The organism is Luteimicrobium sp. DT211, assembly GCF_049844995.1.
Taxonomy (GTDB): domain Bacteria; phylum Actinomycetota; class Actinomycetes; order Actinomycetales; family Cellulomonadaceae; genus Luteimicrobium.
Window position 1 is genome coordinate 591,389 of the sequence record NZ_JBNCMC010000001.1, and the last position, 15,158, is coordinate 606,546.

Consider the following 15,158-nt stretch of genomic DNA (forward strand, 5'->3'; position numbering starts at 1 on the left):
CCACCGTGCCGGACCTGCACCGACGCAGCGTCGGCCGGCCGGCCGACCGTCAGGGAGCTGCCATGACCGACGTCCCCACCGCACCCGATCCGTACGCGCGTGCCGTCCAGGGAGCCGCTCGCCAGTACTGGTGGCTGCCCGTGCTCCGCGGCGTGCTCACCATCGTCTTCGGCCTCGTCGCGGTGATCTGGCCCGGCGTGACGGCGCTGGCGATCCTCTGGGTGATCGCGATCTTCGCGATCGTCGACGGGCTCCTCGAGATCTTCGACGCGATCCGGTACCGCGCCGCCGGCGGGACGGCGCTCGGCATCACGTTCGGTGTGCTCTCGGTGGCGTTCGGCATCGTGGCGCTCGTCTGGCCCGGCCCGACCGTGACCGTCTTCGCCGTCATCGTGGGCATCTGGGCGATCCTCGTGGGGCTCGTCGGGCTGGCCGCCAGCATCGACCTGCGCAAGGTGGTCGGCAGCGGCTGGGCCTGGGGCGCGATCACCGCGGGCCTCACCGTGGTCCTCGGCATCCTGCTCCTGATCTGGCCCAAGGGCAGCCTCGCCGCACTCGTGTGGCTCGTCGGGATCTGGGCGTTCGTCGCGGGGATCGTGCTCGTCGTCATCGGCTTCCAGGTCCGCCGGCTCGGGAAGGCGGACCTCACGGTCTGAGCCGGGCGAACCGCGCAGGGGGATGAGCCATGGCACAGACCGTCGGACACGACGCCCGCCCACCACGTCACCGCGCCGGACGACGCCCGGGCGGCTGGTCCTTCACCCGCACGACGGCGCCGCTCGGCCTGCCCGCGCTGTGCGCCTCGGGCGCGGCGATCGTCGCGCTCGGGGCGGTCCTCACCGCGACGCACGCCTGGGCCGCCTGGTACACGGCGGTCGTGTTCGGGCTGTGGTTCCTCGCGCTCCTCGCGTGGGCCGACGCGTTCCAGTCGCGCCTGCCGTGGCAGGCCTCGCTCGCCGCCGGGCTCGTGTGCCTGGCCGGCGCCACCGTGCTCCCCGGCACGACGGCGCCACCCACCGACGCGCCGTCCCTCGCGGTCGCGGTCCTCGGGGCCGTCGGGATCGGGCTCGCGCTCGGGCCGGCCGCGGGCGCCGTCGAGCGGGGGCTCGAGCGGGTGCGCTGGAAGTAGCCGGCCCGGCGGCTACCCTCGCCGGGTGGACCGTGCGACGACGCCCTCCAGCGAGCACCCGCGCGAGCGGGAGCTCACCGCGCCCGACGGCGCGTGGCTCGACCTGTGCCTGCCCGGCGGTCGGCTGGACCCGGCGGCCGTGGGCTGGTCGCGCCGCCCGCTCCACCGGGCGAACCTGCGCGGCTGGGGCCGCCGGAAGCGCTGGGAGTACTGGGGGATCGTCACCCCGGCGCACGCCGTCGGCGTGACCGTCTCCAGCCTCGACTACGCCGCCGTGCACGGCGTCTACCTCCTCGACCGTGCGACCGGTGAAGAGACCACCGTCGACGCCGTCGTGCCGCTCGCGCGCGGCGTCGCGCTGCCCGACCGGTCCGGTGGGGGACGGGCGTCAGGCCGGGCCGGGAAACTGGTCGTCACCGTCGACGAGGAGGCCGGCGGCACCCGGCTGCGCGTCGAGCACCCGCGCGTCTGGCTCGACGTCCTGCTCGCCCGGCCCGCCGGGCACGAGTCGATGAGCGTCGTCGTGCCGTGGAGCGCCCGTCGCTTCCAGTACACCGTGAAGGACGTCGCGCGCCCCGCGACCGGGACGCTGCGGCTCGGCTCCGGGCCCGGCGCCGTCGGGCACACGCTCCCACCCGGCGAGAGCTTCGGCGTGCTCGACCACGGGCGCGGGAAGTGGCCCTACCGGATCACCTGGAACTGGGCCGCCGGCAGCGGCGACGGGCGCGGCATCCAGCTCGGCGGACGCTGGACGGACGGCACCGGGTCCACGGAGAACGCGTTGCTGGTGGACGGCCGGATCCACAAGATCAGCGACGACCTGCGCTGGGACTACGACCCCGCCGACTGGCTCCGCCACTGGCGCATCACCGGGCCGCGCGTCGACGCGACGTTCCACCCCGAGCACGTGCGCGTCGCCCGGACCGAGCTGGGGGTCGTCGGGTCGCGCACGCACCAGTGCTTCGGCACCTTCAGCGGGCGGGCCCGGGCCGACGACGGCGCATGGGTGCCGCTCGACGGGCTCGTCGGGTGGGCCGAGGAGGCCAGGCAGCGGTGGTGAGCGCCGGCCTCAGCAGTGTGGCCCGGTTCCCAGGCGGTCAGCAGATGCAGGCGGTCAGTAGATGACGGTGTAGTCGTGCACGTACGAGACGGCCTTCGTGAGCGGCTTGAGCTGGAGCACGCCGCGGTGGTGCGCCCGCACCTTGACCGTCACGTAGGCCCAGTGGGACGTCGAGGAGGTCGCCTTCACCGTCCCGATCCTGGTCTTGCCGATGTATACCGCGAACGATCCGCCCTTCGGGTACTTCTTCACGTGCAGGCGGACAGCGTGGCCGACCACGGCGTCGCCCGTTCGGTAGCTGCCGTATTTGTCGAATTCAGAGGTCGAGAGCTTCCCGAAGTTGGCCCCCGCACTGTCGTAGAACATCCCACCCATCACATTGCTGCAGTGGGTCCCCGACCACCGACCGACGTTCCCCACGGCGTCCTTGGCCCGGACCCTGAAGCAGATCTCCTCACCGGGAACGACCGCGCGAGAGACGCTGTGCCTCGTCGTCCAACCGTCGCGGTACACGGAGGGGTACCACCCCAAGGATTCGACCGGGTAGAGGTCCTGGACCTGATAACGGAGGGTGCTCCGATCGTCACGGCCGGCGAAGGTGAAGGTGGTCTGCTGCCACCTGTCCGGCGTCCTGTCCCAGGCCTTCTTGTAGGCGTAGTAGCGCTGGGCGGTCGCCGCCGTCGTCATCCTGGGAGCGGTGCCGTCGGCGTAGGTGCAGTGTGACGACGACCATGCGCTCACGTTGCCCGCCGTGTCACGGGCGCGGACGCTGAGGCAGACCCGCTGACTCGTCGTGGCCGTGACCGAGCGGCTCGTCGCGGTCGTCCGCTGCCACGATCCCGGATAGACCCAGGCGCTGTACGTGGCACTACCCCTGGGCGCCTTCTTGTAGCGGACGTCGTACGACGCGACCTTGAGGTTGTCGGTCGCGGCGTAGGTGATCTTCGCGACGGCTCGGTCCTTGACCGCACGCGTGGTGGACGCAAGCCCGCTCACCCTCGTGACGCGCGGCGCGATCTCGTCGACCCGCCCGCACACGGGTTGCGACCAGGCCGAGTAGTTGCCGGCCACGTCGTGGTTGCGAGCCTCGACGCAGACCGTATGGTGCGGGGTCGTGCGAATCTCGACCATCGAGCTCGACCTGCCCGTGACCGGGCCGGTGCGCCAGTCGCCGGGCACAGCGCCATCCGAGGTAACGCGGAAGCGGCTCTCTTGGCGGTCTGCCCCGCTGGGCGTGAACACGGTCGGCGAGGTGTCCCACGGAATTGGCCCGTAGACGGTCACGGTCGTCGCGGCCGGCGGCGCGAGCGTGAGGATCGGGACCTCCGGTGGGTCCTGGTCGACGGCCGTCGTGGCGGGCGGCGTCGCCCAGCCGAGGTCGACGACGCGTAGTAGCCCGTCGAGGTCGCGATAGGCGAGGGTGCTGCCGGTGTCGTCGAGGTCGAGCGCGCCTGCCGCCGCGGGGCCGAAGGTCCGTTCGGTCCGGTCGCCCCCGATCTCGCGCACCGCGACGGTCGCGGCGCCGGCGGACGTCGCGGCGCGTAGCCCGACGATCGTGCGTTCGCCGACCGACAGGCGGTCGAGCGCCTGGTCCGCATCGGGGAGCTGCCAGTTCTTGTAGACCGGGCTGCGGCGAGCATCGATGAAGAATCGCACCCCATTCGGGTCCGTCTCGACCGCCCAGGGATCGCGAACGGCAAGACCGTGCGACCCGTAGCCGGTTCCCCTCTCCACGAATGACCAGGCGTCGGTGGCGATGTCGATCCGCACGAGGCCGCCCGCATATCCGCTGGCGGCCCAGAGGGTCGAGCCGTCCACGGTCCCGCCGTTCGGGAATACCGCCGTGTAGTGGGACGTGATCGAACCTGTCGCGACATCCTCGACGTTCCATGTGCCTCCGCCGCGCCCGGTGGTGTCGGGGACAGCAGGAAGAAGCGCGTAGAGCCCGCCCCTGCCCAGGGTCGTACCGGTCGCTACGACGCGTGAGGACCAGCCACCCTCGTGGGCGCGCCACACGAGGGTGTCGGCCTTCCCGCCCGCGTCCGCCACGAGGAGGGCATCTCCCTCGGCGCTCAGCAGGTGGCCCGTGAGAGGCGCGCCGTCGACGGTGACCGGGCTCCAGTCGATGGCCGAGCCGTCTCGGGGAAGGGCAACGATGCCGGCGGCGGTCTCGCCGTAGACGGCGTCGTCCGTGAGCCCGACGCCGCCGGTCAGGCGGACCGCCGACGACGGCGCGACGACCGCGCCCTCGGTCGGTGCGACCACCGGGTCGGCGGCGGTCGCCGTCGCGGGGACCGACACGAGCGCCGTCGTCCCTGCGAGCGCCGCTGCGAGAGCGACAGCCCACGCGCGGGAAGCCCGCTTCACCTGCACGAACGCCATCTGGTCCTCCTGCGAACCGTTGCCTGCAGCGCACAGGCTGAGCGGACTGTATCGGAGGTGGGTGCTGGCTGAGAAGGGGTTCCGTCCGGCGGATCGTCGAACGTCCTGCATGATGCGGTCGTGACCGTGGAACCCGCGCCGCCGGCGCCCCGCAGCACCGACGACGACGCTCCCCTGCGGTACGACGTCGGGTGCCTCGGCGTTCTCGTGCTGCTCGACGGGGCGGTGTCCGCGAGCCACCTGGGCGATCACGTCCCGGGGTGGTTCGCCGGAGGCGTCGGTTGGCTCTGGGGCCTGTCGGTGCTCGGGCTGACGTTCTCCGTCGGCGAGCGGGCGTCCACGGCGTGGCGGTTCGTGGCGGCGCCGGTGCTGACCGCGTTCACGCTGTTCGTGGGGCTGCGCGTCCCGGACCGTGGTGGGTGGCCCGCCGAGCTCCATGCTCTAGCGTGGGTCGCCGGCCCCGTGGCGCTGGCGTTGGTGCTCGTCCCGCCGATGCTCGCGGGCAAGCGGGCCTGGGACCGGCGCCATCCGGCTCCGACGGCGTCCCAGCGGCTCGGCCTGGCGAGCGATGCCGAACCCGCCACGGGACTGCCGCTCCGCTGGTCGACGGGCGGCCGCGCGGTCGTGCTCGACGACGTCGGCGACCGCCGGCTGCAGGTCATCAAGCTCGTCGGCGACCTCTGGGCCGATCGTGACCTGACGGTTCTCACGGAGGTTCTGCGGCGCCCCGAGCACGGCCCGATGGTCCCGCTCGTGATCGCGACGGGCCTGTCCCGCGACGACGCGTCCGCGCTCGTCACGGCGCTGCAGGGGTGCGGGGCGGAAGCGCGCGTCCTCTGACGGCACCACTACCACGTGTTTGCAGAAACTTGCGGTAGACCTTCGCCGCTGACCTGGCTATGGTGGGCGACGCGTGTTGCACGTTTCTGTATGCGGCTGCAAAACACCGGTGATGTGTTCGCTCACGACCTGAGGCGGACGCGCCGCGGCCGTCGTCCTGTGCACGAGCGCACCGCCCGGCGTCGAGCGTCGGGCGGTCTGCGCACCCGACGAGAGGGAAGCGATGAAGCTCCTCCGACACCGCACCACCCCCGACCATCCCCGTACCCACCGCGCCCGACGCACCACGGCCGTCGCCGCTGCGACGACGCTCCTCGCGAGCTCGCTCGTCGGCATCGCGACCACGACGGTCGCGCCGACGGCCCAGGCCACGGCGCCCGGCGCCAAGAACGTGACCGCGGTGCTCTTCCAGTGGCCCTGGACCTCGGTCGCGCGCGAGTGCACCGACAGCCTCGGCCCGGACGGCTACGGCTACGTCCAGGTCTCGCCGCCCACCGACGAGCCCCGCCTGCAGGATCAGTGGTGGACCTCCTATCAGCCGGTCAGCTACACGCTGAACGGCAAGGAGGGCACCCGGCAGCAGTTCGCCGACATGGTGAAGACCTGCAACGACGCGGGCGTCAAGGTCATCGTCGACACGATCGTGAACCACATGTCCGGGACCGGGAGCATCGGCGCCGGCTCGGTCGGCGGCGAGACGTTCTCGAAGTACGACTACCCCGGCCTGTACAGCGACGGCGACTTCCACTCGTGCCGCCACGACATCGCCAACTGGGGCAACAAGACCGAGGTCCAGACCTGCGAGCTCGTCGGCCTGTCCGACCTCGACACGGGCAGCGACTACGTGCGCGGCAAGATCGCGGGCTACCTGAACGACCTGCTGTCCCTGGGCGTCACGGGCTTCCGGATAGACGCGGCCAAGCACGTCAACAACGCGGACCTGCAGGCCATCAAGGCCAAGCTCACCAACCCGAACGCGTACTGGGCGCAGGAGGACATCTCCGACGCCACCGTCCCGGCGTCGGACTACTACGCGACCGGCGACGTCCACGACTTCGCCTACGCGTCGCAGCTCAAGTCCCAGTTCGGGTCCGGCCAGATCAAGAACCTGGCGTCGTTCGGTCCGTCCTGGGGGATCCTGCCGTCCGAGCACGCCAGCGTGTTCGTCTCCAACCACGACACCGAGCGCAACGGGAACTCGCTCAGCTACAAGGACGGCGCCGCCTACACCCTCGCGAACACGTTCATGCTCGCGTACCCCGACGGGTCGCCGAGCATCCAGTCCGGGTACGCGTTCACCAACGCCGACGCCGGCCCCGCGGTCGACTCGACGGGTCACGTCAAGGACGCCGTCTGCGGTGAGAACGGCTGGCTCTGCGTGCACTCCCAGCAGCCGATCGTCGGCATGGTCGGGTTCCACAACGCGGTCGGCGACGCCGCGGTGAACAGCTGGTGGGACGACGGCGACAACCAGATCGCGTTCGGCCGCGGGAACAAGGGCTTCGTCGTGATCAACCACGAGGGCGGAGCCCTCACGCACACGTTCCGGACGTCGCTGCCCGCGGGCACGTACTGCGACGTCGTGAGCACCGACCCGAAGGCCGCCTCGTGCGACTCCTCGCACACGGTCACCGTCGGAGCGGACGGCACCTTCACGGCGACCGTCCCCGCGCAGAGCGCGCTCGCGATCGACGTCGACAGCACCACGACCGGCGGCGGCACCACCGACCCGGGCGACGGCGGCACGGACCCGGGCGACGGCGGCTCGACCACCGGCGGCGCCACGGTCTACTACTCGACCGACAAGGGCTGGCCGGCGTACGACATCCACTACCAGGTCGGCGCGGGCGCGTGGACGACCGCGCCGGGCGTCGCCATGAGCGCCGCCTGCACCGGATGGGTCTCGAAGACCATCGACCTGGGCGCGGCCACGACCCTCGCCGCGACCTTCAACAACGGCAGCGGCACGTGGGACAACAACGGTTCCAAGAACTACGCGCTCAAGGCCGGGGTCAGTGCGGTCAAGGACGGCGTCGTCACGACGACGTCCCCGTGCGCAGGCTCTCCCGGCGGTGGTGACACGGGCACCGGCACGGGCGACGGCACCACCGCCGTCACCTTCGCCGTGACCGCGACGACCGTCTTCGGGCAGAACGTCTTCGTCGTCGGGAGCACGGCCGCTCTCGGCTCGTGGGACACGTCGAAGGCGGTCGCGCTCTCGTCGGCCTCGTACCCGGTGTGGAAGGGGATCGTCTCGCTGCCCGCCGGCACGACCGCGGAGTACAAGTACGTCCGCAAGAACGCGGACGGGTCCGTCGCGTGGGAGTCCGGCGCCAACCGCACGACGACGCCGTCCGGCTCGTCCGTCGCGGTGAGCGACACCTGGCGCAACTGACCCGTCAGGGCCTGCCCGGCGTCGTCGGGCACGAGCGTGCGGTGCCGGGGAGGGGACGGCGCCGCACGCTCTCACCGCGCCCCCCAGCGATCGGAGCAACGATGCCCACCCGACCCATGCCGGTACTCGCCGTCGTCCTGCTCGCCGTCACGGCTCTCGTGGGGTGCTCGGCCGACGACGCCGCGACCGACGAACAGGCGGCCACGCTCGCGCAGCTGCAGCACGGGACCGAGCTCATCGGCGACGATCTGCTCGCGCAGGTCCACGGCGACCTCGCCCGCAACCAGCCTGAGCCCGCGAGCCGCGCAGTCTCGGCCGCGGCCGACTCCGCGCGGTACTGGAGCTGGTCCACCCGGGTCCGTCTGACGGACTACGCGGACCGCACGCCCGCGCAGGCGGCGAAGGCCCTGGCCGACCACCTGATCGACCAGGGCTGGCAGGCGGGGACCGTGTCCCGCCCGGCCTCCGGCGTCACCGGGCTGTACAGGGCCGACGAGGACGGCGCGTGGGAGGTCGACCTCGCCGCCCCCGCTCAGCACACCGTCGAGATCAAGGTCCTCAGCCCGGTCACCACGGGGGGCTGAGCCGCGAACCGGCGCGTTCCGCCCCCGTTACTCTGCGTCGGTGAAGATCGTGACCCCCGCCGGCGAGACCTACCGTGTGCACCGGCGAGTACTGCCGTGGCGGCGCCGGATCCGGGAGAAGCCCGACTGGGACCTCCTCGACGCGTTCGACGTGCCGGACGTCGACCACCTCGGCGTCCTCGGCGCGATCCTGCTCGTGATCGGCATCGTCATCGCGCTGCCGATCATCGTCCTGGCGCTGCTCGTCGTCGGGGAGGTGCTGCTCCTGCTCCTTCTGCTGCCGCTGTTCCTGCTGGCGCGCGTCGCGTTCAAGAAGCCGTGGATCGTCGAGGTCACGCGCAAGCGCAAGGTCGTGCACGCCGAGTCCGTCGTCGGGTGGGGCGCTGCGGGTCGCCGCGCGCGGGCGCTCGTCGACGAGCTGCGGTCCACCGTCCCCAAGGCCAGGATCACGGGCTGACCGGTTCGGTTACGTTTCGGGACGCGGCGCCGTCGTCGGAGGTGAGAGCAGCACTCACCTCGACGAAGGAGACCTCATGGACGCCCGGCTCAACCCCACCGCAACCGTCATCGGCCCGAAGGCGATGAAGCACGTCGTCTCGGCGGACCACGCGCTCGCCGGCTCGACCGTCCCGCGGGCGACGCAGGAGCTCATGAAGATCCGCGCCAGCCAGATCAACGGCTGCGGCGCGTGCCTCGACATGCACGTCAAGGAGGCGCTCCTCGCGGGCGAGGACCCGCTGCGGGTCGGCCTCGTCGCGACGTGGTCCGAGACGACCGTCTTCACCGAGGCCGAGCGGGCCGCGCTGGAGCTCACCGAGCAGGGCTCGCGCCTCGCCGACGGTGGGCGCGTCACCGACGAGGCGTGGGCCGAGGCCTCCCGCCACTACGACGAGGAGCAGCTCACCGCGCTCGTCTGCGTGGTGGCGGTCATCAACGCCTTCAACCGTGTCAACGTCATGCTCGGGATCCGCGGCGGCGACTACGAGCCCGGGCACCTGGGATGAGCTCAAAACCAGGGTCGGAGCGTGCCGACGGGAACGACGTTGACACCGTCAGGTGGTCGATAGCCAAGCCCTAGCCCGTGAGGACCGTGAGGGCGAGCGGCTTGCCGGACCGGGATTCGTCGATGTCGTGAGCGAGCCTGTCGACAGCTTGTCGACGCTCCAGTCGGCACCTTCTAGGGGTACGCGGTGCCCCGACGCCGATCAGGCTGGCGTGACGGCGTCGGCGATGGGCACGTCCCCGCCGACGAAGGCGATGAACCGGCCGATCGTGTCGCGCCGGTGCAGCACCTCGGCCACGACCCGGGCGACGTCCTCGCGCGGGACGCTGCCGCCGTCGGGCGCGCTGCCGTCGTCGGGCGAGCCGGCGTCGATCGCGCCGGTGCCCGGCTCGAGCGTGAGCGAGCCGGGCGCGACGATCGTCCACTCGAGGTCGGTGCCGCGCAGGTACTCGTCGGCGGCCGCCTTGGCCTGCGCGTACGCGTAGAAGGAGCTGTCGGGCGAGACGCCGTGGTCCGGACCCGCGCCGAGGTACGACACCATCACGTAGCGCTGGATCCCGGCGCCGCGCGTCGCCTCCATGGAGCGGATCGCGGCGTCCCGATCCACCGCATAGGTGCGCTGCGGGTCGCCGCCGCCCGCCCCTGCGGACCAGACGACGGCGTCGTGCCCGCGCAGGACGTCCGACAGGTCGGACGCCGAGAGCTGCTCGACGTCGGCGACGACGCCGCGCGCGCCGGTCGCGTTCACGTCGGCAATCTGGTCGACGTGGCGGACGAGCGACGTCACCTCGTCGCCGCGCTCGACGAGGAGGGGGGCGAGCAGGAGTGCGACCTTGCCGTGGCCGCCGATGATCGCGATGCGTGACATGGATGTCCTTCCGACCCTCCGACCGTACGCGGGAGACCCGCTCCGCCGCGCGGCCGACGACGTCGCGGCTCACGATGGCGTCGGGTGCACCGCCCTGTGCACGCCGAGCGCGACGACCGGAAGGCCCACCATGCCCACGAAGATCACCGCCGTCTACGACAACCCGACCGACCCGGAGGCCTTCGAGGCCGGGTACGTCGGGCAGGTCGACCTCGCCCGCGCCGTGCCGGGCGTGCTGCACGTCGAGGCGTCGAAGGTCTGGCCCAAGGAGGACGGGACGCCGACGCCCGCCTACCGGCTCATCGACCTGTACTTCGCCGACTACGACGCCGCGAGCGTGGCCGTCACGACGCCCGAGTTCGGGGCGCTCGCGGGCAGCGTCTTCGCGATCGCGAGCGGGGGCGTGCGGATCGTGTTCGCCGACGTGGAGGCCGAGAAGTAGCCCGCCACCCGAAGAGTGGTGCCTGCACCCCTGTGCCGGGGCGCGTCCGCGCGAAGGATGGATCAGGTCCGGGCGACCGCCCGTACCTGGTCCGACCGAGGCGTCGCCGACCAGCGGATCGATCCCCCGGGACGGCACCGAGATGTCCACGAGCACAGCAGTCGGGAGGACCCCGCAGACGGGCCGCCGCCCAGGTCGGCCGAGCGGCGTGACCCAACGGGTCGCCGTCTGGAGCGCGACCCACCGCTGGACCGCGATCGGCCTGTGGGCCCTGATGATCGTGCTGGCGGCGAGCATCAGCATGTTCATGGCGCCGCGCCAGGCCACGAGCCTCGACCTCGGGGTGGGTGAATCGGGCCGCGCCGCGCAGGTCGCCGCCGACGCCGGGCACCCCGACCCGATCGTCGAGAACGCCCTCATCACCTCGCCGACCGGCACGCTCGACCGGCACGACGCCGACGCGGCCGCCCGCGAGCTCGTCTCCCGGCTCGGCGCGCTCGACGAGGTCGCGTCCGTCGCCGACCCGGTCACCTCCAAGGACGGGACGGCCGTCCTCGTCCAGGCGACGATGTCCGGTACCGAGGACACCGCCGACGCGCGGGTCCCCGCGCTCCAGGACGTCGTCGCCGGCGTCGGCGCCGACCACCCCGGGCTGCGCGTCGAGGAGGTCGGGACCGCGTCCATCGACGCGCAGTTCCAGGACTGGCTCGGCGGCCAGCTCGGCAAGGCGACGCTCCTGAGCGTCCCGCTGACGCTCGTGATCCTGCTGGTGGTCTTCGGGGCGATCGTCATGGCCGGGATCCCCGTGATCCTCGGGCTGTCGTCCGTGGCGGCCGGCCTGGGGCTCTGGGCCGCGGCGTCGCAGCTCCTGCCCGACCCGGGCACGGTCACGGACCTCCTGGTGCTGGTCGGCATGGCCGTCGGCGTCGACTACTCGCTGTTCTACCTGCGCCGGTTCCGGGAGGAGCGGCGGCGCCTCGGCGACGACCGGGCCGCCACCGTCGACGCGATCAGCATCGCCGCCAAGACGGCGGGGCACTCGGTCGTCGTGTCGGGGCTCGCGGTCACCCTGTCGATGGCCGGCCTGTACTTCGCCGGCAACGCCACGTTCTCCGCGATGGCGACGGGCTCGATCCTCGTGGTCCTGGTCGCGCTGGCCTCGTCCGTGACGGTGCTGCCCGCGATGCTCGCGCTGTTCGGCCGCTGGGCCGACCGGCCGCGCGTCCCGGTGCTGTGGAGGATGACCGGCGGCCGTCCGCGCCTCGTTCCGGCGATGCTGCGACGCGTGCTCGCCCGGCCCGTGGCAGCGACCGTGGTCTCGGTCGTCGGGCTCCTCGCGCTCGCCGCGCCCGTCCTGGGCATCTCGCTCGCGAACGGCGACGTCGACGAGTTCCCCCGCACCCTCACGACCATGCAGGCGTACGACCGGCTCGTGGCGGAGTTCCCGCAGGGCGCGGCGCCCGACACGGTCGTGGTTCAGGTCCCCGCGGGGCAGGAGGACGAGCTCCGTGCGCAGGTGAAGGCCCTCGACGCCGACGTCGCCCGCCACCCCGACGTGTTCGCCGGCACGGAGGCGCCCTGGTTCTCGCCCGACGGGCGCACCGCGGTCCTCACGGTCGACGTCGCGACCGCGGCGCCGTCGTCGGGCGGGGGAGCCGGCGCCTCCGAGACCGCGAACGACTCGGTGAACACCCTCCGCGGGACCGTGGTCCCGGCGACCGTGGGGAGCATCGAGGGTGCGACGGCCGACGTCGGCGGCGACGCCGCGAGCTCGCTCGACTTCACGGCGAACCTCCGCCACGCGACGCCGATCGTCGCCGTCGCGGTACTCGGGCTGACGTTCCTCGTGATGCTCGTCGCGTTCCGGTCCGTGGCCGTCGCCGGGCTGACCGTCGTGCTCAACGTGCTGTCGATGGCGGCGTCGTTCGGCGTCCTGACGCTGATCTTCCAGGGCACGTGGGCCGAGGGGCTGCTGGGCTTCACGTCGAGCGGGCACGTCGTCTCGTGGGTGCCGATGCTGCTGTTCGTGGTGCTGTCCGGGCTGTCGCTCGACTACCACGTGTTCGTGGTCAGCCGGATCCGGGAGAACGCCCGGCTCGGGATGGCCACGCGCGAGGCGATCCTCGACGGCGTGACGCGCACCGCCGGGACCATCACGAGCGCCGCAGCTGTCATGGTGGGCGTGTTCTGCCTGTTCGGGGTGCTCGGGTTCATCGAGCTCAAGCAGTTCGGCGTGGGGCTCGTCGTGGGCGTCGTGCTCGACGCGACCGTCGTCCGCCTCGTCCTCCTGCCCGCCACGATGATGCTCGCCCGCCGGCGGCTGTGGTGGCCCGGGATGCGCGGGACGCGCTCCGTCGTCGTGCCCGAGCTCAGGAGCGCAGATAGGTGAGGACCGCCACCACCCGACGCGACACCGTCGCCGACGCAGGAAGGTCCAGCTTCATGAGGATCGAGTTGATGTGCTTGGCCACCGCCTTCTCCGTGACGACGAGCCGCTCCGCGATCGCGAGGTTCCCCTCGCCCTCGGCCATGAGCGCGAGCACCTCGAGCTCCCGCGGCGTGAGCCGGTCGAGCAGGGCGGCCGCCGACCGCCGCTGCATGAGGGCGCGCACGACCTCGGGGTCGACCGCCGTCCCGCCCGCGGCGACCGTGCGCAGCGCGGCCACGAACTGGACGTCGTCGAAGACGCGGTCCTTCAGCAGGTACCCGACTCCGCCCGCGCCGCCGTCGAGCAGCTCGTCCACGTACAGCTGCTCGACGTACTGGGACAGCAACAGCACCGGCAGGCCCGGGAACCGGCGTCTCGCCTCGAGCGCGGCGCGCAGGCCCTCGTCGGTGAACGACGGCGGCAGGCGCACGTCGAGCAGCGCCAGGTCGGGGGAGTGTGCCTCGATCGCGGGCAGGATCTCGTCCCCGTGCGCGACGGCGGCCACGACCTCGACGCCGTGCGTCGCCAGCAGGCGGGTGAGGCCGTCGCGCAGCAGGAACTGGTCCTCGGCGAGCACGATGCGCACAGGGGTCCCTTCGGGGGGCCGGTCGGGTCGCAGCCAGCCTAGCGGCGGGCATCGATGCAGGTCATCGGCGGTCCGCGCGGCCGGCGACGGCGGCGCCGCGCGCGTGACTCGCGGCGCCGCGTGGGGCAAGGTGGTCCTGTGACGACGACCGCGCCCCCGACCGCTCGGCCCGCCGCTCCGCGCGTCGCCGTCTCCCGGCCCGGCGCCCTGCGCCGCTGCCTCGTCCTCGCCGGGCTCGCGTTCGGGGAGCTCTGGCTCGCCGTGTGGCTGATCTTCACGGCGGCGCTCTCCCTCCTGTGGGTCGGCGGGTACCTCGTCCCGGGCGCGCTGACCGCGATCAGGGGCGCCGCACGCCGTCAGCGCCGGCTCGCGGCCGAGTACGCCGGGGTCGAGGTCCCGGAGTGGTACCGCCCGCTCGACGACGTCCCGCCGGGCACCGGTGCGCTCGCGCCCTGGCGGCGGCTCCTCGCCCTGGTCCGGGACCCGACGACCGCGCGGGACGTGCTGTGGGTGGTCGCCGACCCGTTCGTCGGGTTCTTCATCGCCCTGCTCCCCGTCGTGCTGATCCTCGAGATGCTCTGGGGCTTCGTGCTCCTCGCCATCTGGCGGACGATCGTCGACGCCGACGGCACGCAGTGGTACCTCTTCGTGCCGGTGAGCGACCAGACCACCGCCGTGGTCGCGGCGGGCGTCGGGGTCGTCTCGGCGGTCTGCGGCTACCTCCTCGCGCGCCCCGCGCTCGCCTGGCACGCGCGGTGGGTCCGCCTCGTCCTGTCGCCGCCGGCCCGGGCCCTCGAGCAGCGCGTCGAGGAGCTCTCGCGCAGCCGGGCGGACGCCGTCGACGACGCGTCGGCCGAGGTCCGTCGCATCGAGCGCGACCTGCACGACGGCGCCCAGGCGCGGATCGTCGCCATGGGGATGACCCTGACCGCAGCGGAGCGTCTCATGGAGACGGACCCCGAGGCCGCCCGGGCGATGCTCGCGGAGGCCAAGGCGTCGTCGTCGGCGGCGCTGCAGGAGCTGCGCGACCTCGTGCGCGGTATCCACCCGCCGGTGCTCGCCGACCGCGGGCTCGTGGACGCCGTCCGGACGCTCGCGCTCGAGGCGCCGGTGCCCGTCGAGGTGACGTCCACGCTGGAGGCCAGGGTCGCCTTGCCGGTGGAGTCGGCCGTCTACTTCGCCGTGTCCGAGCTGCTCGCCAACGTGGCGAAGCACGCGGGCGCGTCGGGGGCACGGGTCGAGGTCTCGCGGACGCCCCGCACGCTCACCGTGGTCGTGTCGGACGACGGGGTGGGCGGCGCGGCCGCCGCGCCCGGGTCGGGGCTCGCGGGGATCGAGCGGCGCCTGGGCGCGTTCGACGGGACGCTCGCGCTCGCAGCCCCCGTCGGCGGCGGCACGGTCGCGACGATCCACGTCCCGCTGGCGGGCTGAGTCCGGGGCG

14 protein-coding genes are annotated in these 15,158 nt (G+C 72.8%); 11 read left to right on the forward strand and 3 right to left on the reverse strand.

Translation table 11 applies throughout. The features are described from left to right. Positions 1–62: 62 nt before the first annotated feature. Genes ACLQ14_RS02725 through ACLQ14_RS02735 form a run of 3 tightly spaced genes read left to right on the forward strand, consistent with a single transcriptional unit; the run spans position 63 to position 2,189 of the window. The gene (locus ACLQ14_RS02725; protein WP_425809621.1) at positions 63–656 is read left to right on the forward strand and encodes an HdeD family acid-resistance protein; all 594 of its coding nucleotides are present in this window, start codon (positions 63–65) and stop codon (positions 654–656) included. Positions 657–685: 29 nt separating this feature from the next. Further along, on the forward strand, positions 686–1,129 hold the full coding sequence (locus ACLQ14_RS02730; protein ID WP_425809623.1) for a hypothetical protein: 444 nt from the start codon (positions 686–688) through the stop codon (positions 1,127–1,129). 25 nt (positions 1,130–1,154) lie between these two features. Then, positions 1,155–2,189, forward strand: coding sequence for a DUF2804 domain-containing protein (locus ACLQ14_RS02735; RefSeq protein WP_425809625.1), 1,035 nt, complete (start codon positions 1,155–1,157; stop codon positions 2,187–2,189). Between the two features lie 54 nt (positions 2,190–2,243). On the opposite strand, the gene ACLQ14_RS02740 is transcribed toward ACLQ14_RS02735, so the two are convergent. Continuing rightward, the gene (locus ACLQ14_RS02740; RefSeq protein ID WP_425809627.1) at positions 2,244–4,571 is read right to left on the reverse strand and encodes a hypothetical protein; all 2,328 of its coding nucleotides are present in this window, start codon (positions 4,569–4,571) and stop codon (positions 2,244–2,246) included. Positions 4,572–4,691: 120 nt separating this feature from the next. Here ACLQ14_RS02740 and ACLQ14_RS02745 point away from each other — a divergent pair, with 120 nt between their 5' ends. From ACLQ14_RS02745 to ACLQ14_RS02765, 5 genes are all read left to right on the forward strand, one after another. Further along, complete coding sequence (locus tag ACLQ14_RS02745) at positions 4,692–5,411, forward strand: hypothetical protein (protein WP_425809629.1); 720 nt, start codon at positions 4,692–4,694, stop codon at positions 5,409–5,411. 223 nt (positions 5,412–5,634) lie between these two features. Next, complete coding sequence (locus tag ACLQ14_RS02750) at positions 5,635–7,806, forward strand: carbohydrate-binding module family 20 domain-containing protein (RefSeq protein ID WP_425809631.1); 2,172 nt, start codon at positions 5,635–5,637, stop codon at positions 7,804–7,806. Positions 7,807–7,907: 101 nt separating this feature from the next. Next, positions 7,908–8,390 (forward strand): hypothetical protein, encoded by a 483-nt coding sequence (locus tag ACLQ14_RS02755; protein WP_425809633.1) that lies wholly within the window; start codon positions 7,908–7,910, stop codon positions 8,388–8,390. A 40-nt stretch (positions 8,391–8,430) separates the two neighbouring features. After that, on the forward strand, positions 8,431–8,847 hold the full coding sequence (locus ACLQ14_RS02760) for a hypothetical protein (protein WP_425809635.1): 417 nt from the start codon (positions 8,431–8,433) through the stop codon (positions 8,845–8,847). Between the two features lie 76 nt (positions 8,848–8,923). Continuing rightward, positions 8,924–9,394 (forward strand): carboxymuconolactone decarboxylase family protein, encoded by a 471-nt coding sequence (locus ACLQ14_RS02765; protein ID WP_425809637.1) that lies wholly within the window; start codon positions 8,924–8,926, stop codon positions 9,392–9,394. Between the two features lie 201 nt (positions 9,395–9,595). On the opposite strand, the gene ACLQ14_RS02770 is transcribed toward ACLQ14_RS02765, so the two are convergent. Then, positions 9,596–10,261: an NAD(P)H-binding protein gene (locus ACLQ14_RS02770; protein WP_425809639.1), complete on the reverse strand. Its 666-nt coding sequence runs from the start codon at positions 10,259–10,261 to the stop codon at positions 9,596–9,598. A 130-nt stretch (positions 10,262–10,391) separates the two neighbouring features. On the opposite strand from ACLQ14_RS02770, the gene ACLQ14_RS02775 reads away from it, so the two are divergent. Both ACLQ14_RS02775 and ACLQ14_RS02780 read left to right on the forward strand, forming a co-directional pair. Continuing rightward, entirely contained in the window at positions 10,392–10,703 is a 312-nt protein-coding gene (locus ACLQ14_RS02775) for an EthD family reductase (RefSeq protein ID WP_425809641.1), read from the forward strand. Positions 10,704–10,911: 208 nt separating this feature from the next. Further along, positions 10,912–13,092, forward strand: a complete 2,181-nt coding sequence (locus ACLQ14_RS02780) for an MMPL family transporter (RefSeq protein WP_425809643.1) — start codon at positions 10,912–10,914, stop codon at positions 13,090–13,092. Here ACLQ14_RS02780 and ACLQ14_RS02785 read toward each other — a convergent pair. Next, positions 13,073–13,717, reverse strand: a complete 645-nt coding sequence (locus ACLQ14_RS02785; RefSeq protein ID WP_425809645.1) for a response regulator — start codon at positions 13,715–13,717, stop codon at positions 13,073–13,075. The two genes, ACLQ14_RS02780 and ACLQ14_RS02785, sit on opposite strands and share 20 nt — an antisense overlap. Before the next feature lie 138 nt (positions 13,718–13,855). Between ACLQ14_RS02785 and ACLQ14_RS02790 the strand changes: the two genes are divergently transcribed. Further along, positions 13,856–15,148: a sensor domain-containing protein gene (locus ACLQ14_RS02790; protein ID WP_425809647.1), complete on the forward strand. Its 1,293-nt coding sequence runs from the start codon at positions 13,856–13,858 to the stop codon at positions 15,146–15,148. Positions 15,149–15,158 lie beyond the last annotated feature (10 nt).